We start from the raw sequence: 18,750 nt of genomic DNA, 5'->3' as shown, positions 1-18,750 counted from the left end.
CTCCGGCTGATGATCAAGGAAATCGGTCGCTAACGTCGTGCTCGCCGACCGGTGTTCGCGAGAAGTGGTGTCCCTTGAGCTTCGTATGGCTGACCGACGTTCTGGCGACCTATGACGACGACCGTCCCGCGCACGAGTACCTCGGGCCGGACGGTGAGTGGGTCCGGCTCAGTCGGCGTGAGCTGCTGCGGGAGGTTCGCGTCGCGGCGGCGGGCCTGGTCGGGGCGGGGCTGCGTCCGGGGGATCGGGTCGCCATGGTGGCCGGGGATCCCGGGCCTTTCGTCGGCGCGTTTCTGGGGGCGCTGTGGGCCGGCCTGGTACCGGTGCCGGTCCCGCCGCCGCCGTTGCTGGGACGCCGGGAGCCATGGCGCGAACTGCTGGACACCGTGCTCTCGGTGGCGCGACCGAAGGCGCTGTGCCTGCCGGCGGCCGAGCGGGAGCTTGCGCGGACGGTCGGCCCGCTGGTGACGTACGAGGAGCTGGCCGGCGCCCCGCCGAGCGAGGGCGGGCCGGTTCCGCGCGGGCCGCAGGACGTGGTGTACCTGCAGTTCAGCAGCGGCAGCACGGCGCGCCCCCGGGCGGTGGCGGCGCGGGCCGGGGCCGTGATGGCCAACGGACTCGCCATCATGCGCGAGGGCGTGAACGCCGACGCCGATACAGATCGCGGCCTGTCGTGGCTGCCGCTGCACCACGACATGGGCCTGGTGGGGTTCCTGCTGGCTCCGCTGGCCGTCGGTGTTCCGACCTCCTTCCTGCCCACCCGCAGCTTCGTGCGGGATCCGGGGTCCTGGATGCGGGCCATGCACGAGAGGTCGGCAACGCTCACCTTCGCCCCGAACTTCGCGTACGCGCTGGCGGCGCGGCGCAGCCGTCCGGAGAGCGTGGCGGCCCTCGACCTGAGCCGGGTGCGGGTCGCGGGTTGCGGCGGCGAGCCGATCAACCGGGAGGTGCTGCGCCGGTTCACCGAGGCGTTCGCGCCGGCCGGGTTGCGGCCCGAGGCGGTGCTGCCCTGCTACGGCCTGGCCGAGTCCACGCTAGCCGTCACCTTCCCGCCCGGCGGACGGCCGCTGACCGTGGACCGGATCGACGCCGAGGCGCTCGCCCGCGGCAGCGCCGTACCTGCTCCGGACGGGGTGCCCGACGCCGGCCCGGTGACGGAGGTGGTGGGCTGCGGCAGTGCGTTCGAGGGCCACGGACTGACGATCCGGGACGAGCGCGGCCGGTGCCTTGCGGATCGCGCGGTGGGCGAGGTGTGGGTGACGGGCCCGTCGGTGGCGCGCGGCTATGTGGGCGATCCCGAGGCCACCGGCCGGACCTTCGGGCGCGACGGCTGGGTGCGGACGGGCGATCGCGGATACCTGGTCGACGGTGAGCTGTTCGTGACCGGGCGGGCCAAGGACCTGCTGATCGTCCGAGGCAGCAACACGGATCCGCAGCGCGTGGAGTGGCTGGTCGAGGCGCTGCCGGGGGCACGTCTGGGCGGGGTGGTGGCCTGCACCCGGCCGGCTGAGGAGACCGAGGAGCTGGTGGTCGTGGTCGAGTGCCGCGAGAGCGCCGCCGGTGGGCTGCCGGCTCAGGTGCGGTCCGTCCTCGGCGAGCAGTTGGCGATGGCGGTGCACGACGTGGTGCTGGTACGTCCGGGAACCATCCCCAGAACGACATCGGGAAAGCCGCGCCGGCAGGAGACCCGCCGCCGCTATCTGGAAGGTGAACTGGTCCATGTCCAGTAGCAAGGCCGATAGCAGGTCCGATAGCAGGGCCGACATCGCGGTCGCCTACGACGTCGACAACGAGTTCTTCAGGCTCTGGCTCGACAGGCGGATGAGCTACTCCTGCGGGGTCTTCGACGCCACGGACGACCTCGACGAGGCGCAGCAGGCGAAGCTGGGCGTGATGTACGACTTCGCCCAGGTCCGCCCGACCAGCCGGGTGCTGGATCTGGGCTGCGGCTGGGGAGCCAACCTGGAGTACCTGGTGCGCGACCGGGGCGTCGCCGAGGCCCACGGCATCACGCTGTCGCGGGCGCAGTACGGCGAGGTCGTCCGCCGCCGGCTGCCCGGGGTCACCGCCTCCTGCGTCGACTTCCTGGACTACGAGCCGGAGAATCCCTTCGACGCGGTGATCTCGATCTGCATGATCGAGCACGTCTGCTCCACCGAGGACATCCGCGAGGGGCGGTCCGCCGACAAGCTCGGTGAGTACTTCCGCCGGGCCTGGCGGTGGACGCGGCCCGGTGCGCACTTCGGACTGCAGACGATCCTGCGGGACCGGGTTCCCCGTACGCGCGAGGACATCCGCGAGATCGCCTGGGCCAGCCGGGAGATCTTCCCCGGCGGAGTCGCCCCGCGCATCGAGGAGGTCGTCTGGGCGGCCGCGCCGTACTGGGAGGTCGTCCAGATGCGCACCCGCCGTACGGACTACCAGCGCACCTGCGCGCAGTGGCGTACCAATCTGCGCCGCAACGAGGCGCTCATCCGCAAGCAGTGGGGCGAGCAGCTGTTCCTCGACTACGACCGCTATCTGACCGCCTGCGTCAACGGCTTCGCCCGGCGCCAGCTGTCGCTGGCGCAGTGGTCGCTGCGTCGCATCGACGACGCCCGGTGAACTCGAGAATGGAGATGTGATGACCAATCAGGAACTGCTGGACCTGCTGCACCAGGGCCTGCACCGCGTGACCGCCCGGACTTTCGCGCCGCTGTCCTTGCAGGACAAGGTCGACGAGCTGGGGGTCGACTCGCTGGAGATGCTGGAACTGGTCGCCTGGGCCGAGGAGCAGACCGACCGCCGCGTCCCGGACGCGAAGCTGCACGCGGTGGCCACGGTGGGGGATCTGTGCGCGGTGCTGGCCGGCGCGCCGGTCAGGACGGTCCTCCAGTGAGCCGTGCGCTACGGGAGGCCTTCCACCGCGAGTACATGACGTTCTTCGAGAGGGCCGAACGCACACGCAGATGGAACCTGTTCACCGACATCCCCTGGGACGAGCTCCCGGCGTCCGCGCCGAACGAGCAACTGGCGCAGTGCGCCGAGACGTTCTGCGGTGTGGAGATGTTCCTGCCGGACTACCTCAGCGCGCACCTGGACGCCGTCGGCGGGAACTACGGGCAGGCGTGGTTCGCGGCCAACTGGGGCTACGAGGAGTCCAAGCACTCGCTGGTCCTGCGGGAGTACCTGCACCGCAGCGGCCAGCGCACCGAACAGCAGCTGTTCGACTTCGCGGACGACGTGCTGGCGCGGACGTGGACCCGCCCCTATGCCGAGGGGCGCCAGATGGTCGTCTACGGCGCGATCCAGGAACTGACCACGTTCGTCATCTACCGCAAGCAGCGTGAACTCGCCCTCAGGGCCGGGGATCACGTCCTCGCGGAGATCTACCGGCTGATCGGCCGCGACGAGATGGCCCACGCCAGGTTCTACCAGCGGATGATCGAGCTGCACCTGGACACCGACCGCCCGGGCACCCTGCTCGACCTGGCCCACGTGCTGCGGACCTTCCGGATGCCCGCCGAGGACGTCCTGCCCGACTACGAGGCACGGATCGCGGTCATGCGCACGGCCGGCATCGACTCCGGGGTGTTCCTGCGCGAGGTGGTGTTCCCCTCGCTCGGCGCTGTGGGTCTGACCAGGCACGACCTGCCGGGACCGCGGGAGCGGGCCGCAGTGGACAGCGAACTGCGGCACCGGAAGGCGGCGGTGACATGACCGGAGCCGTCGCCATCATCGGCATGGCCTGCCGGCTGCCCGGTGCGGACGGGATCACCGACTACTGGCGGCTGCTGACGCGGGGAGGCGTCGTCAACCACCCGGTGGGCGACCGGTGGGACCACACCCCCTTCCACCGGCCCGGCGATCCCCGCTGGCCGGACGGCTGCTACACCGACCGGGTGGCGCACCTCGCCGACATCGCCTCCTTCCCCGCCCTGCACTTCGGCATCGCACCGCGGCGCGCGCAGGTCATGGACCCGCAGCACCGCCTGCTGGTCGAGTTGACCCGCGAGGCGCTGCAGGACGCCGGACTCGAACAGCGCGGTCCGGCCCGCCAGGACACCGGCGTGTACATGGGCGCGTCGGTCTCGGAGTACCGCAACCTGATGGCGATGCGCGTGCGGGCCCGCCAGTTGGCCTCGGGCGCCTACGCGCCGGTCCCCGCGGAGCTGCGGGAGCCGATGCTGCGTTCTGCCGAGGGGGTGGTCCCCGCACAGCCGTACACGGCGGCCGGCTCGCTCCTGAACATGGCTGCCGCCACGGTGAGTTCGGTGTTCGACCTGCGCGGTCCCAGCTTCGTGGTCGACGCCGCCTGCTCCTCGGCCCTGGTCGCCGTGCACGAGGCGGTCGTCCACCTGCGGGCGGGTCAGTGCGATCTGGCGGTCGCCGGAGGCGTCTACCTCAACCTCGGGCCGGACAACCTGGTGGCCTTCTCCCGGGTCGGGGCCCTCTCCCGCCAGGGGGTGTGCCGGCCCTTCGACCGGGAGGCCGACGGCTTCGTCCTGGGGGAGGGCGCGGGCGTCGTCATCCTGAAGCGGCTGGCGGACGCGCTGGACGACGGTGACCGGATCTACGCCGTCATCCGGGGCAGCGCCTGCTCCAACGACGGCAGGTCCGGTGGGCCGATGACGCCGAGCCGGGCGGGCCAGCTGGACTGCATGCGCCGCGCCTACCGCGACGCGCGGCTCGACCCGGGGGGGTGTGGGCTTCGTGGAGTGCCACGGCAGCGCGACACCGGTGGGCGACGCGGTGGAACTCGCGGCCCTGGAAGAGCTGTTGGCGGAATCGGCGCAGACGCCGAGCTGGATCTCCTCGGTGAAGGCGAACATCGGGCACACCATGTCGGCCGCGGGCATCGCGAGTCTGATCAAGGCCGCCCTGGTCGTGCAGCGCGGGGTGGTCCCGCCGCAGCCGGGCCTGGAGCGGCCGAGCGAGGCGCTGGCCGGGACACGCTTCAACGTCGCGCGTACCGCCGAGAGTTGGGAGGATCCCCGGCGCCGCGCGGCGGTCAGCTCCTTCGGCTTCGGCGGGACCAACGTCCACCTGGTGCTGGAGCAGACGCCGGTGGCGGCAGGCCCCCGACAGCCGCGCGGGCTGCGCCCGTTCGTCCTCTCGGCCGGCACCCCTGACCTGCTGGCGCAGTACGGCCGCCAACTCGCCGACCTGGTCCAGGAACAGGCCCCCGACCTCGCGGACCTCGCGTACACCCTCAGCACGCGCGCGGCCCTGCCGCACCAGCGCACCGTGCACGCCGAGGACCACGACAGCCTGGTGGCGCTGCTGCGCGGCCACCGTGCCGCCGCTCCCGAGGCGCCGCCGCCCCTGGCCACCCCGCTCACCGGGACCCTGCTGACCATCCCGGTCAGCCCCGTCACCCGAACCACGCACTGGGGAGTACGCCTTGAACCGGACCGATGACCCGATTGCCGCGGGGGTGTTCGCCGCTGTCGGTGCGGCCAGTGACTTCCCTCTCGATGTCCTGACGCTCGATCAGTCCCTGGTCAATGACCTGGACTTCGACTCGTTGATGTTCACCGAACTCGCCGAGCGCCTGGTCGGGACCTGGCCGCAGCTGCCGTTCATGGACAAGGACGTGGTCACGCCCGGCACGACCGTCGAGGACGTGATCGGCTGGGTGCACGAGAGCCTCAAGGGCAGTGCGGCATGAGGGGGACCGTGCTCGTCACGGGGGCGTCCGGTCTGGTCGGCAGCGCGGTCGTCCAGGCGCTGCGCCACCGGTCCGGGCTGGACGTGGTTGCCCTGACGCACCGTCAGCAAATCGCGGAGCCGGGTGTGCGGACCGTCCCGGGGGACATCACCGCACCGCGCCTCGGCCTTGACGAGGACGTCCACGCCGAACTGGCCTGCACCGTCACGCAGGTGGTGCACTGCGCCGCACAGGTGGGGTGGCTGAAGGCCGGCGCGCAGCTGGAGGCCACCAACGTCGAAGGCACCCGGCACACCTGCGCCTTCGCGGCGACCGCCCGCGCACGGCTGATCCACCTCAGCACCGCGTTCGTCGAACTCCCGCTCACCGCCTCCTCGTCCGCGCCCGTCCCCGGCAGCAGGAACCACCCGGGCGGCTACCTGGACTCCAAGCGCGCCGCCGAACAGCTCGTCCGCGAAGCGCCGATTGACGCCGTCATCGCCAGGATCCCCGGCATGCTGGGCAACTCGCGAACGGGTGAGACCGCCGTCCTCCAGGGCTTCCACCGGTTCGTGGCCGCCGCTGTGCAGGGCCGGATCCCGGCGGTTCCGCTGCTGCCCGCTTCCGTGCTGGACATCATGGCGACCGACGTGGTCGCCGAGGCGATCGCCGCACTGGTCTGCTCGCCGGGCGGCACGCCACCCCTGGTCTGGCTCACAGCGGGCCCGGCGGCCCCCACCATGGCCCAGGTCGCCGCGACGGTCACCGAAACCGCCGGCGCCCTGGGGCTGCCGGCGGTCGCGCCCGAGCTGGTGGAGGTGGCCGAGCTGGCCCGCCGGCTGTCCACCAGCGGAATCCGGCCCGGAACGCCCGCCTGGCGGCGAGTCGCCGACCTCAGCGCGATGTGCGAGGTGTACCGGCACGAGCGCCGCTTCCCCAGCCATCTCGGCGCCATCCCCGGTACCTCGGCGCCGACGACGCAGTCCGTCCTCGACGCACTGGCCGCCCTGACCCGTAGGTCAGCCCGGTGAAGAACATCGCGAACGTGAGATCCGACCTTCGGTAGAGCCCGTACCGCATGGCCACCAGCGAGACGACGAACGGTCCGGTCACCCCGCAGCAGCTGGGGTGACCGGACCGGACCGGACGTCAGGAGGTGGCGGGGTGGGTGGTGGCGGGTTGCAGGGTGACGGCGGCGGGGCTGACGCTGTCGGCGGTGTACCGCGCGGCCAGGTCCGCGTAGTAGGTGTCGTTGGGCAGGTTGTTGGTGAGGTCGCGGGCGGCGTTGATCGTGCCGACATCGGTGTTGCCGGTGGAGACCGCGGCCGCGAAGTCGATCTCGCCGTCGGCGTTTCCGCCCAGCCAGCTGCCGGTGACGCCGGCGCAGACGTTGGCCGTCGGGTCGGATCTGCCGCAGCGGATGAAGCTGTTGACGGTGCGCCGGACGGTCTCCTGCGCGGTGTTGGCGCTCATGCCGGGACTGTCGGGGATCGTCGCGACGTAGACCGTGATCTTGCGCGAGCTGCCCGGTGCGGTGTCCACGTAGCGCAGCTGGATCTGCTTGGTCAGCGCGATGAGGCGGTTCTCGATGTCGGCGGCGGAGGTGCCGCTGAGGATGTCGGAGGTGCCGGTGGAGATCAGGGCGGTGTGGACGTCGGCGGCGTCCAGGACGGTGCGGTCGAGCGGGTTGGTGGCGCTGGGCGGCGCGAGCTGGGTGCTGCTGCCGGAGAGCGCGGGGAGCAGGTTGTTGCCGGTGACCGCGCTGTCGCGGCCCAGGTTGAGGACGCCGTAGGGGGTGGGCGGAGCGGCCTTGCTCGGGTCGTTGTTTGGGTCGTTGGGGTTGTAGGCGTTGTAGGCGTTGACGACGTCGGTGTAGATCAGGTCGGACAGGTGGTGGGCGTTGTCGGGGGTGGCGGAGTCGCTGTTCACGCTCTGGTCGCCGACCAGGGCCAGCGCCCCGGTGTTGCCCGATGTGGGGGTGACGTCGACGCCGGTGAGGTACGGGACGGCGGGGACGGGGATGGTGAATCCGGCGGCGGAGGTGTCGCCGGTGTGGTCACCGGTGCTCTGCGGGGTCGCGTAGACGCTGCTCTGGTTCACGCCGTGCGCGGACAGGCCGCTGACACTGCCGCTGAGTTGGAGGCTGACCAGCAGGGTGGACTGCGCGGCGGCGTCGAGGGTGACCGGGTCACTGACCATCTCGCCGCCCGCCGGGATGGTCACGCCGCTCGCTCCGGCGAACGTCACCGGCAGTGGTGCGGCGGCCGTTGCCGCGCCGCCTGCCGCGCCCTGGAGGGCGACGGAGACGTGCGGGAAGGTGATGGCGGTGGTGCCCAGCGTGTTGGACAGGTGGATCCGCACCTTGCCCCCGGCGTTGTCGCCGATGCTGAGCCGGGCCGGGATCCGCAGCGTCTGGTCGGTCCAGGTGCCCAGCGTGGTGTCCTGCTGGGCGGCCCAACTGCCGTTCCAGTTCTGGCCGGAGGCGGGGTCGTAGGAGGCGGGGCGGATGCCGACGCCCATGATGTGCACGGCCGCGGTGCCGGACCTGAGCCGGTTGGTGACGACGGGCAGGGTGATGCTCTGGATCGGCACGCCCGGGCAGTCCAGCGCCACGGAGATCGGGAACAGCTGGGGTGCTGCCGCATCGGTCCCGGTGGGGGTGTTGCGGCCGGCGAATCCGACGGCGTGCGAGCTGGGCGCGCCGCTGGTCCAGTCCGGCACCATGTCCAGGTGGTAGGGGTGGCTGACGCTGGTGCCGCAGGTGCTGCTCGTGGTGCCGGGCACGGTCGGGTAGGTGACCGTTCCGGTCATGGTGCCGGTGTAGGAGCCTCCGGTGGCGAACGCCAGGAAGACGACGGCGTTACCGGCGTTGGCGGATGAGGTGGGGTCCACGGTGACCGTCTGGCCGGCGGCGAGGATGTTGTCGGCCTTGCCGGTGGCGTAGCTGGGAACCGTCATCAGTGCGCCGTTGATGGTGACGGGAGTACCGGAGCGCCACCCCGCGCTGGTGAGCTGCCCGGCGGAGAAGCTGGCGCCGGAGCCGTCCGCGTCGGCGGCCAGGTGGTTGGTGTCGGGGCTGACGGCGATGTTGTTCTGGCAGGCGGCGAGGTCGCCGATCGGGCAGGTGGCGCTCATCGGCGCCAGCCGCAGCACGTCCAGGCCCGCCTTGTAGCCGTAGCCGACGGTCGCGGCGTTCTTGCCGGTCATCGTCATGGTGAGGGTGTGCAGGCCCTGACTCAGCTTGATCGGCTTCCCGGCGGTGTCCAGCGGGGGGCCGAAGTCCTGGAAGCTGGTGACGACCGAGTCGTGGTAGCCGTCGAAGAGCGGGAGCACGGTGCTCTGGGTGGCGCTGCCCTGGTCGAGGACCAGCTTGAACTGGCCGAAGCCGGCGGACTGGGTGAAGTTGGCCCCCAGGCTCCAGTAACCGTCGTGCGGCACGTCGAAGTTGAAGGTGACCGTGTCGTTCAGGGCGGTGTGGCCGGTGGTGCTGTCGGTGTAGAGGGCCTGCTGGCCGTCGGCCCAGTGGATGCCGCAGCAGTCGCTCTGGGTCTGCAGGACGCCGCCCGCACCGGCGGTCCAGGTCGCCTTGGGGACCGCGGTGGTGCTCTTGTCGTCGTTGGTGGCGGTGTAGCCGTTGACCAGCTGGTCGCCGTAGACGTACTTGGGCGAGGTGACGCCGGCCCAGAAGCCGTAGCTGGTCTGGGTGGCGGCGGCGATGCCCGACCAGCTCACGGTCTTGGCGTAGACGTGGTGGGCACCGACCGTCGGGATCGGGAAGGTGGTGGTGCCGACGGTGTTGGTGGCCGGCAGCCAGTACGTCCGGCCCGTGGTGAGCGGGCCGTTGGCCGGCACGGTGGGCGGCGGGGACTGCTGGCTCCAGGCGGCGTTGCCCAGGTCACCGTCCAGCGAGATCAGGTAGCCGGCGACGTGGCCGGAGCCGTAGGTGGTGAAGGTGAAGGTGCCGTTGTCCTGGAAGGCGGCGCCGAACTGGTTCTGGGGGAACTGCGGCGATTCGACGGCGGCAGCCGGCGGCTGCGAGGCGTCGACGGTGAACGGCTGCCAGGCCCCCCAGCCGGACCACATGCCGCCGTCCTGGCTGTGCGTCACACCGCGCCAGGCGTACGTGCCGTCGGCGAGGTTGGAGTACTGGACGCTGCCGCCGGTGGCCGTGTAGGCGGAGAACAGGCCGCCGGCGACCTCGGTCGTGACGCTGCCGTTGGAGGTGTTCCAGATCTCGTAGCCGGACTGGACCTTCTCGCTGTCGGGGTCAGCGCCCAGGGCCTGCAGGGTGACGTTGTGGGAGTTGACGTACCTGCCGCCGCCGGGGCCGGTGACCGAGGGGGTGGTGGTGAACGTCGAGGCGTCGTTCAGGGTCGGCGGGAGGAAGTAGGTGACGGTCCAGTTGGTCTGGGTGGGGTCGATCTGCTTCCACTGGAACTTGTCGCCCTCGTTCGGCGCGTCGACCTCGAAGGTGCGCCAGCCGCCGGTGGCGGCCCCCTGGGCGACGGAGGTGACGTCGAAGTCGATCTGGCCCGTGCCGCAGCCGCCGCTGCCGCCCACGTTGCAGGTGGTGACGTAACTGGAGGAGCCGGAGCTGGGCTTGGTGCCCCAGCTCAGGTCGCCGCCGAAGTCGGCGTCGGCATAGACCTCGGTGGGTTCGTTGTCGGCCGCGGTCCAGGTGAAGTACGGGGTGAACTTCGCGGCCGTGACCTTGGCGCCGACGTTGCGGAAGCCGTCGGTGTTCATCTCGAAGTAGGAGCGGTGGACCGCGTAGCAGTAGTCGCCGCAGCCCGGCCAGTCCCCGACGTCGCCGACCTTGGCCTGGTTCCCGGAAGTGGCCTTCCAGCCCTGGTCGTTGATGGAGGCCCAGGAGACCACCGACGGGCTGCCCGTCCACTGCGGGTCGATGAAGACGGGGTAGACGGTCTTCGGCGAGGTGAGCAGCGCCTTGTCCGGCGTGATGGTGAGCCCGTCGCGGCCGACGTCGAAACCCATCCGGGTGGTGTGGGCGCCGCCGCCGGGCCCGCGGACGTCCGAGGCCTTGGAGTCGAGGCCCCGCAGACCGGCGGGCGGCGCGGCGGGGGCCTGCTCGGCCTGCGGCAGCGCACGGGGAACCGCCGGCGCGACGGCCTGCGCCGAGTCCCAGACCAGCGGGGGATCGGCCCGGAAGACGGTGGTGCCGGCCGCGTCCTTGGCCTCGGCGTCGCCGCCGGAGGTCTGACTGATCGTCAGACCGTCGGTGCGGGTGGCGAGATGGATCGTGGCGAGCGCCGGATTGGCCGCGGCCGCCGCGCTCTTGACGACCAGGACCTCGCTGAAGCCGTCCGCGCGGGCGGTGACCGCGAGGTCGACGTCCGGCAGGACGGCGGGGTAGGTCGCGGTGTCGCCGCTGACCACGGGCGCCGGGAGGGTGCCGGGCCAGCTGATCGCGAGCCGCTTGCCCGTACGGGTCATGGTGACCAGCGGGCCGTCGCCGCCGCCGGAGAAGGCCAGGTCGCTGTCACTGGCGCCGGGCGCGAAGGTGCCGTCGGCGCGCTTGGCGAGCTTGGTGTCGATCGGCACCCAGGCGTTGCCCTGGCGGGCCCGGACCGGGGTGGCGTTCTGCGTGAGGGTGAACGAACCGTCGGGATTGGCGACGGTCTGGACGTTCTCCCTGGTCAGCGCGTCCACCACGACCGGCTTGCGGGACTTCTTCGCCTCGGTGGCGGCGCTCTGCTCGGCGGCCGTCACGGCGGGATCCACCGGTTCGGCCTGGCTGGTCACCGGCAGCGTGGCAGGCTTGCCGGCGGCCGGAGCGGCGGGCGGTGCGGCGGTCGTCGCCGCCTGTGCGGAGGTGGTGGTGAGACCGGCCAGGATGCCGATGCTCAGGATCACCGCGGTGCCGGCGGATCGTGCTCTGGGCGTCGCCCAGGCCTGAGGCCGAGGGCCTCCGGCTCGTCTGAAGAGGGCCATCAGCCCGTGTCCCCATTTCCCTTGGGGCGCCACGTCCGGGCGCCCTTACGCCGAGCATTCTGGGTTGCGCAGAACCGGGCGGACCACCGGTAAACCCCGTTCCGGGCGGGTGGTTGGTCCCGATTCACCGCCATATCCGGTGATCCGCACCGCCCTTGGCGCCCGCTGCCGCCCTCGCGCGGTTGGCCCGGTGTTAGGCCGCCGTTAGACGGCACCGGGAGTCTGTGCGAACTGCTGAAGAGTGGGGGAGCTCTGCCGAGCCGCGCTCCGCGCGTTGCCCGCACTCTCCGCCTTCCTACGACGTACAGGGGCAATGACGGCATGAGCCGGTTCACTGTTGACGGCAGAGCGACGTTGCGTCGCCTGCTGCGCTCGAGCGCGATGGCGCTGGCGGCGGCCCTGGTGGCCACCGCATCACCACCGGTGGCCTTCGCGGCCGCCAAGCCGAAGCCGCAGGCTCCGGCGATCGCCAAGGAGCAGCAGCTCCCCTACAAGCGGGCGGGGAAGGGGTCGGCGGCGCCGAGCGCGAGCTTCGCGAAGTTCGACCCGACCCAGAGCTCCAAGCTGCCCGCCGCCGGATCGGCTGTCGCCGACCTGAGTACGGCGGTCACCATCCCGGCCTTCCGCTCGGCGGCCACCGGCGCCGCCACCGCGGCGAGTTCCAGCGTGGTGCGGGCAGGGTCGCTGCCCGTGCTGGTCGGCAAGGGCGAGCCGGCGGGCGGCGCCGCGGGTGGGCCCTCGCGGGTGCGGGTCGACCTGCTCGACCAGAACGCGGCGCAGACCGCGGGTGTGCACGGCATCCTCTTCACCGTCGCCGCCCAGGACGCCTCGGCCGGTTCGGGCTCCACCACGGTCAGCGTGGACCCGTCCTCGTTCCGCTCGGCGTTCGGTGGCGACTACGCCGCCCGGCTGCACCTCGTGCAGCTGCCGGCCTGCGCCCTGACGACGCCGCAGCTGGCGCAGTGCCGGACCCAGACCCCGGTGCAGGCGAAGGAGGGCGGCTCGCCGCTGACCGGCACCGTGACAGTGCCAGCTCCCGCCTCCCAGCCGCGCGCGGCGGCCGGCCCGACCGGCGCGAGCCCGACCGGGAGCCCGACCGGCGTGGTGCTGGCGGCGACCTCCAGTGCCGACGGGTCGGCGGGCAGCTACTCGGCCACCTCGCTCTCGCCCGCCGGAACCTGGTCGGCGGGCGGCGCCACGGGTGCGTTCAACTACGCGTACCCGATCAAGGTGCCGGGCGCGATCGCGGGCGCGACTCCCGATGTCTCGCTCTCCTACGACTCCTCCTCGCAGGACGGCCGCACGGCCGGGACCAACAACCAGTCCTCCTGGCTGGGCGACGGCTGGTCCTCCGACTCCTCCTTCATCGAGCGCAGCTACAAGTCCTGTGCGAGCGACAAGAGTTCGGGCGCACCGCAGGGGTCCGGCGACAACTGCTGGGCCGGACAGCTGCTGACCCTGTCGCTGAACGGCGAGTCGACGCAGATCGTCTACGACGGGTCGGCCTTCCGCCCGGTCAGCGACAGCGCGGACGAGAAGATCGAGCAGCTCTTCCTGACCGGCGGCGCGAGCAACAGCACCTACAACGGCGAGTACTTCCGCGTCACGCAGGGCGGGACGCAGTACTACTTCGGCCTCAACCAGCTTCCGGGCTACTCCGCGGGGAAGCAGACCACCCAGTCGGTCTTCACCGAGCCGGTCTACGGCGCGCACGCCGGTGACCCCTGCCACGCGGCCGCCTTCGCGGACTCCTCCTGCGTGCAGGGCTGGCGCTGGAACCTGGACTACACGGTCGACCTGCACAGCAACGCGATCGCGTACTACTACCAGCCGGAGACCAACTACTACGGCGCCGACGCCCAGAGCGCCGGTGCCCTCTACACCCGCGGCGGCTACCTGTCGCGGATCGACTACGGCCTGACCGCCTCGACCGTCTACAGCGCCACCGCGCCCGAGCAGATCGGCTTCGACGTCAAGGAGCGCTGCATCTCGGGCGTGACGTGCGACGACGCGCACTTCGTCGCGGCGAACGCGGCGTGGTGGCCGGACGTGCCGGTCGACCAGAACTGCGCGAAGGGCGCGGACTGCTCCAACCACAGCCCCTCGTTCTGGTCGCGGATGCGGCTCAACGACATCACCACCCAGGTGCAGGTCGGCGGGGTGGCGCAGCAGGCGGACCGGTACGACTTCACCCAGTCCTTCCCGGACGGTGGCGACCACGCCCCCACGCTCTGGCTGGACGGTGTCCAGCACAGGGGTCTGGACACCACCGCCGGCGCGACCGGCGCCTCACCCGCTCTGTCGACCACCTTCGACCCGCCGGACCAACTGCCCAACCGGGTCGGCACGATCCCCAACCAGCCGACGATGTACCACGACCGGATCCAGAACATCACCACGGAGACGGGCGCCCAGGTCACGGTCACCTACAACACGGCCGAGTGCACCCCGGGCAACGTCCCCGCCGACCCCTCCAGTAACACCAAGGCCTGCTACCCGGTCTCCTGGACCCCGCCCAACTACACCACTCCGCAGCTCGACTGGTTCAACAAGTACACCGTGCACAGTGTGCGGACCCAGGACCAGCACCAGACCAACCAGGACGGCAGCTACCCGTCGCTGCTGACCACCTACAACTACCTGGGCGGTGCGGCCTGGCACTACGACGACAACGAGCTCATCAAGCCGGAGAACCGCACGTACGGTCAGTTCCGCGGCTACGGCGCCGTCGAGACCCGGACCGGCGACCCCACCGTCTTCCACATGACCAACGGCGCCAAGGTCAGTGACCAGCTCACGCTGAGCCGCACCAGCTACTTCCGCGGCATGTCCGACAACACCCCTTCCGGAAGCGGCGGCAGCACCGTCACACTGACCTCCCAGGACGGCAGGTACACCAGCCCGAGCGACGTCGACGCGCTCGCCGGGCAGATCTTCGAGACCGACACCTACACCTCCGACGGCGGACCGGTCGACCACGCGTCGGTCACCGTCCCCACCGTGATCGGCCCGACGGCCAGCCGCAGCCGGGACGGTCTCGCACCGCTCACCGCGCAGATGGTCCGCACCGCCGCCGTGTACACCACGCAGGCGGTCTCCTACGGAACCCGGACCACCGAGACGGACACCTTCTACACCACCGCGCTCGGGCAACCGACCACCGGTATGCCGGTCCAGGTGGACGACCGCGGTGAGGTGGGGGCCGCCGGGAACACACCGCAGTGCACCCTGACCCACTACCTGAGCAACCCCGGTGAGAGCCTCGTGCTGCACGCCGAGGCCATCGCCACCGCGCAGGACTGCACCACCGCGGGCGCCACGCCGACCGGCACCCTGATCGCCGACACCCGGACCTCCTACGACGGCAACGCCTTCGGCTGGGACGGCGCGCCCGGCGCGACGGCACCCGGCAAGGGCGACGCCACCCTGGCCGAGGCGGCCTCGGCGAACAGCGGGCCGACCGCCACGGCGTTCACGGCCACCACCGGAACCAGCTACGACGCGTACGGCCGCCCGCTGGTGGTGACCCGGACCCCCAGGTCGACGGCCCCGGACGGCAGCAGTCTGGCCCAGACCACGACCAAGACGTACGCCCCAGCGGCCGGCGCACTGCCCACCTCCGTCACCACCCAGGTCCAGGTCACCGCCGGTGCCACCCCGACCTACCAGACCTCCACCGAGTCGCAGGACCCGGTCCGAGGCGTGCCCGTGGAACGGGTCGACGCCTCGAACCTGAAGACCGACCTCAGCTACGACGCGCTCGGCCGGGTCACCTCCGTCTGGCTTCCCGCGCAGTCCAAGGCGGCGCACCAGAGCCCGTCGATGACCTTCGCCTACGCGCTCTCCAACACCTCCCCGTCCGCCGTCACCTCGTCCAAGCTGCTGGAGAACGGCTCCTACGCGTCCACCGTGACGCTGTACGACGCCATGCTGAGGCAGCGTCAGACCCAGGCCGTCGGCGAGAACTCCGGCATGACGGTGAGCGACACGCAGTACGACTCGCACGGTTGGACCGTGCTCACCAACAACAACTACGTGGTCGCGGGCTCGCCGATGAGCTCCCTGGTGATGACCGCGCAGACCAGCATCCCGTCGACCACGGTCACCGACCACGACGCGATGGGGCGGGCCACGGCCACCAACGACGAGCACAACGCGGTGACCCCCGCGGGCATGGCCACCGCCGTCGCCTACACCGGCGACAGCACGGTCAGCATCCCGAAGTCCGGTGGTGTGGCGACCCGGCAGGTCGTGGACGCGCGAGGCCTCACGGTCGAGGCCGACCAGTACTCGACCGCGCCGGTGCTCAGCGGCTCGGCGCAGTCCGGCTACCAGGTGACCGGCGGGACCTCCTCGGCGACCACCTACACGTACAACCCGCTCGGCAAGCAGACCGGTCTCACCGGACCGGACGGGACCACCTGGACGACCGGCTACGACCTGAACGGCCGCAAGATCCAGCAGAACGACCCGGACACCGGCACCACCAGGCTCGGCTACGACGACGCGGGCGACCTGGTCTCGACGACCGACGCGCGCAAGGTCGAACTCGACTACGGCTACGACCTGCTCGGCCGCAAGGTCAGCGCGACCGACAGGACCGGCGGGAACTTCCGTTTCGGGGTGTGGAAGTACGACACCCTGCAGGCCGGCCGGCTGAGCTACAGCGCGCGCTACGTCCCCGGCACGACCGGCGCGTACGTCGTCCAGGTCACCGGCTACACCTCACTCGGCAAGCCCACGGGGACGAAGGTCACCCTGCCGGCCAGTGAGGCGCCGCTGCCCACCAGCTACGCCACCACGCTGTCCTACTCCGCCGCCACCCAGCAGCTGACCGACCAGCGCGACCCCGGCGTGGCAGGCCTGCTCGCCGACGACGTCCTCTACGGCTACAGCGCGCTGGGCAGCCCGACCAGCCTGCAGAGCGTCAACGCCCTGGTGGGACCGGTCAGTTACACCAGCCGGGGGGAGATCTCGCAGATCACCTACGGCCCGTCGAACAACCCGGCCTGGTCGACCTACAGCTACGACGACCAGACCCGCGCCCTGAAGGAGGTGCAGACCAGCCGCACCCAGGCCCCCGGCCCGATGGTGGACGACCTGACCTACGCCTACGACCCCGCAGGCAACCCGACCTCGGCCCTCGACCGGCAGACCGACACCGCCGCCGCGGTCACCGACCGCCAGTGCTACCAGTACGACGGTCTCAACCGCCTGTCCCAGGCCTGGACCTCGACGGCCGACTGCCCGGCTGCCGGCACCGCCCCGACCGCGGCCACGGTGGCCACCGGCTCGGCGGCGTACTGGGAGTCCTTCGGCTACGACGCCATCGGCGACCGTACGAGCAGCGTCGAGCACGCCGTCAACGGCGCCGCCGCCGACACCACCACCAGGTACACCAACGGCTGCACCGGGAGCACCGTCCAGTGCCCCAACGGACCCCAGCCGCACTTCCTGACCGCCACCAGCACCACCGGCCCGGGCGGCACCGTCAGCACCGCGCTGACCGCGAGCCCTGCCGGCGCGACCACCAAGCGCTCGCCGAGCGCGGGCACCGAGCAGGACCTGGAGTGGGACGACGAGGGCCATCTCGCCAAGATCACCCAGGGCGGCAACCCTCCCACCACCTACCTCTACGACGCGGACGGCAACCAGCTGATCCGCCGGGACCCGGGCCAGACCACCCTGTTCGTCGGTGACACCGCGATCGTGGTCAACACCGCCGTCACCCCGAACGTGCTGCTCGGCGCGGTGCGCAGCTACGCGCTCGGCGGCAGCACGGTGGCCATGGCGTCCAGCCTCCCGGGCGGCTCGGCGGACTACGTCCTGTCCGACCCGCACGGCACCGCGACGCTCACCATGGACACCACCACCCAGAAGGCCACCCGCCAGCTGTACACCCCGTACGGCCAGAACCGCGGCGGCTCGACCGGGTGGCCGGACCCCACCAGGGGATTCCTCGGCGCACCGAAGGAGACCACGACCGGCTACACCGACCTCGGCGCCCGCAAGTACGACCCCGGACTCGGCCGCTTCCTCAGCGCCGACCCGGTGCTGGAGACCGGCAGCCCCCAGCAGCTCGGCGGCTACACCTACGCGGCGAGCAACCCGGTCGGCGGCAGCGACCCGACCGGGCTGGAGAGGTGCCTGTGCGGTCCGGGTGACGGGCCGCAGATCCCGGCCCCCGCGGACCCGCCGCCCGTCGGGGCGACCGGCGGCTTCGGCAACGGGGTTCCGCCCACGGCGCTCCCGCCTGCCGACGGCGACTACAAACTGACCGACTACGACAAGATGATGCTGACCTACGCCCACGTGCAGCGCGGCGGCCTGCCGAGCCAGGGTCACTGCGACCTCTGCGACTACCTCAACCGGCCGGATTCTCCCGGCGGGCAGCGGTACGAGGAGTACCTGCAGTGGAAGGACGCCTGCAAGGCCAACCTCCAGTGCGCGATGGAACTGGATCCGGCGGTCGGCAAGGCCGTCGACAAGGCACTCAGCAATGTCAACCCGTGTGCCAGCGACACGGCCCAGAGCAGTGGCGCCTGCGGGTCCGGCAGCGACAGCACGCCGCAGTGGATGGTCTGGGCGCTCCAACACGCCCAGGTGCAGGCCTCGGGCTGTGTCGCGCTCCTCTGTCTCGGGATCGGATTCCAGGACGGCAACCTGCTGGCCGGTTTCTCCACCGGGCCGCTCGGTGCCGCTGCCGACGCTCTGCGGGGCGGCCTCGACGTGCACAGTGTGGAGAAGCTGGTCGCCAGGAGCAAGATGGGACTCGGCGGAGGCGTCACGCTCGGCTTCAACACCCAGACCCCCGACAACCAGAACGACCTGGGTGTCGGCGCCTGCGCTTTCGACGAGGTGGGCGGCTGCGCCTCCGGCAAGTTCTGGGGATCCGGCCAGAACTTCGGCGCGGCTGTGGGAGGCGGCCTCGGTGTCTATCCCACGATCGGCATGACCCACGCATACGACCTCCTGCACTGGAGGGCCGCGGGCAAGTGACCTGACACCGTGACATCCGGGGGCCTGCGGAACGTCGCAGGCCCCCGGATGCCTGTTCGGCCTCCAGGCTAGAGTCAATACCACTGACTTAAGGATCCTTGCTGGTAGGCTGCCTGTCCAGGAGGTGCCTGGATGCCACGCCCTGGGCAGGTCAAGCCGTCGACGGACGA

General features: G+C 71.4%; 9 protein-coding genes and 1 pseudogene. 9 read left to right on the top strand and 1 reads right to left on the bottom strand.

The genetic code is table 11. The annotated features are described in order from the left end of the window. Positions 1 to 74 precede the first annotated feature (74 nt). The 8 genes and pseudogenes from P3T37_RS32740 to P3T37_RS32705 all read left to right on the top strand — a co-directional run bounded on the left by P3T37_RS32740 (position 75) and on the right by P3T37_RS32705 (position 6,660). The gene (locus tag P3T37_RS32740; protein ID WP_280727565.1) at positions 75 to 1,730 is read left to right on the top strand and encodes an AMP-binding protein; all 1,656 of its coding nucleotides are present in this window, start codon (positions 75 to 77) and stop codon (positions 1,728 to 1,730) included. Further along, positions 1,720 to 2,604, top strand: a complete 885-nt coding sequence (locus P3T37_RS32735) for a class I SAM-dependent methyltransferase (RefSeq protein ID WP_280727564.1) — start codon at positions 1,720 to 1,722, stop codon at positions 2,602 to 2,604. Before P3T37_RS32740 ends, P3T37_RS32735 begins: the two co-directional genes overlap by 11 nt. Before the next feature lie 19 nt (positions 2,605 to 2,623). Further along, on the top strand, positions 2,624 to 2,878 hold the full coding sequence (locus P3T37_RS32730) for an acyl carrier protein (RefSeq protein ID WP_280727563.1): 255 nt from the start codon (positions 2,624 to 2,626) through the stop codon (positions 2,876 to 2,878). Continuing rightward, positions 2,875 to 3,699 (top strand): acyl-ACP desaturase, encoded by an 825-nt coding sequence (locus tag P3T37_RS32725; RefSeq protein WP_280727562.1) that lies wholly within the window; start codon positions 2,875 to 2,877, stop codon positions 3,697 to 3,699. The genes P3T37_RS32730 and P3T37_RS32725 overlap by 4 nt, the downstream gene beginning before the upstream one ends. Then, positions 3,696 to 4,667, top strand: a pseudogene (locus tag P3T37_RS32720) (polyketide synthase); the annotation flags it as partial. The gene P3T37_RS32725 and the pseudogene P3T37_RS32720, both read left to right, overlap by 4 nt. A 154-nt stretch (positions 4,668 to 4,821) precedes the next feature. Next, entirely contained in the window at positions 4,822 to 5,400 is a 579-nt protein-coding gene (locus P3T37_RS32715; RefSeq protein WP_280727561.1) for a ketoacyl-synthetase C-terminal extension domain-containing protein, read from the top strand. Further along, complete coding sequence (locus P3T37_RS32710; RefSeq protein WP_280727560.1) at positions 5,384 to 5,650, top strand: hypothetical protein; 267 nt, start codon at positions 5,384 to 5,386, stop codon at positions 5,648 to 5,650. The genes P3T37_RS32715 and P3T37_RS32710 overlap by 17 nt, the downstream gene beginning before the upstream one ends. Beyond that, positions 5,647 to 6,660 carry an SDR family oxidoreductase gene (locus P3T37_RS32705; protein ID WP_280727559.1) on the top strand — a complete coding sequence of 338 codons (1,014 nt, stop codon included), beginning with the start codon at positions 5,647 to 5,649 and terminating at the stop codon, positions 6,658 to 6,660. Before P3T37_RS32710 ends, P3T37_RS32705 begins: the two co-directional genes overlap by 4 nt. A gap of 118 nt (positions 6,661 to 6,778) precedes the next feature. Here the strand turns inward: P3T37_RS32705 and P3T37_RS32700 are convergent, their stop codons facing one another. Further along, positions 6,779 to 11,503, bottom strand: coding sequence for a hypothetical protein (locus P3T37_RS32700; RefSeq protein WP_280727558.1), 4,725 nt, complete (start codon positions 11,501 to 11,503; stop codon positions 6,779 to 6,781). Between the two features lie 399 nt (positions 11,504 to 11,902). Between P3T37_RS32700 and P3T37_RS32695 the strand changes: the two genes are divergently transcribed. Then, positions 11,903 to 18,580 (top strand): RHS repeat-associated core domain-containing protein, encoded by a 6,678-nt coding sequence (locus P3T37_RS32695; RefSeq protein WP_280727557.1) that lies wholly within the window; start codon positions 11,903 to 11,905, stop codon positions 18,578 to 18,580. Positions 18,581 to 18,750: the final 170 nt, after the last annotated feature.

The sequence above is a fragment of the Kitasatospora sp. MAA4 genome (genome assembly GCF_029893355.1).
Lineage (GTDB): Bacteria > Actinomycetota > Actinomycetes > Streptomycetales > Streptomycetaceae > Kitasatospora.
The sequence above is the reverse complement of the archived record's forward strand: the minus strand, read 5'-3'. Positions and strand labels throughout refer to the sequence as shown.

Coding starts and splice junctions, on each gene's coding strand:
- P3T37_RS32735 (WP_280727564.1), top strand. CDS start 1,720: ATGTCCAGTAGCAAGGCCGATAGCAGGTCCGATAGCAGGGCCGACATC.
- P3T37_RS32730 (WP_280727563.1), top strand. CDS start 2,624: ATGACCAATCAGGAACTGCTGGACCTGCTGCACCAGGGCCTGCACCGC.
- P3T37_RS32715 (WP_280727561.1), top strand. CDS start 4,822: ATGTCGGCCGCGGGCATCGCGAGTCTGATCAAGGCCGCCCTGGTCGTG.
- P3T37_RS32705 (WP_280727559.1), top strand. CDS start 5,647: ATGAGGGGGACCGTGCTCGTCACGGGGGCGTCCGGTCTGGTCGGCAGC.
- P3T37_RS32695 (WP_280727557.1), top strand. CDS start 11,903: ATGAGCCGGTTCACTGTTGACGGCAGAGCGACGTTGCGTCGCCTGCTG.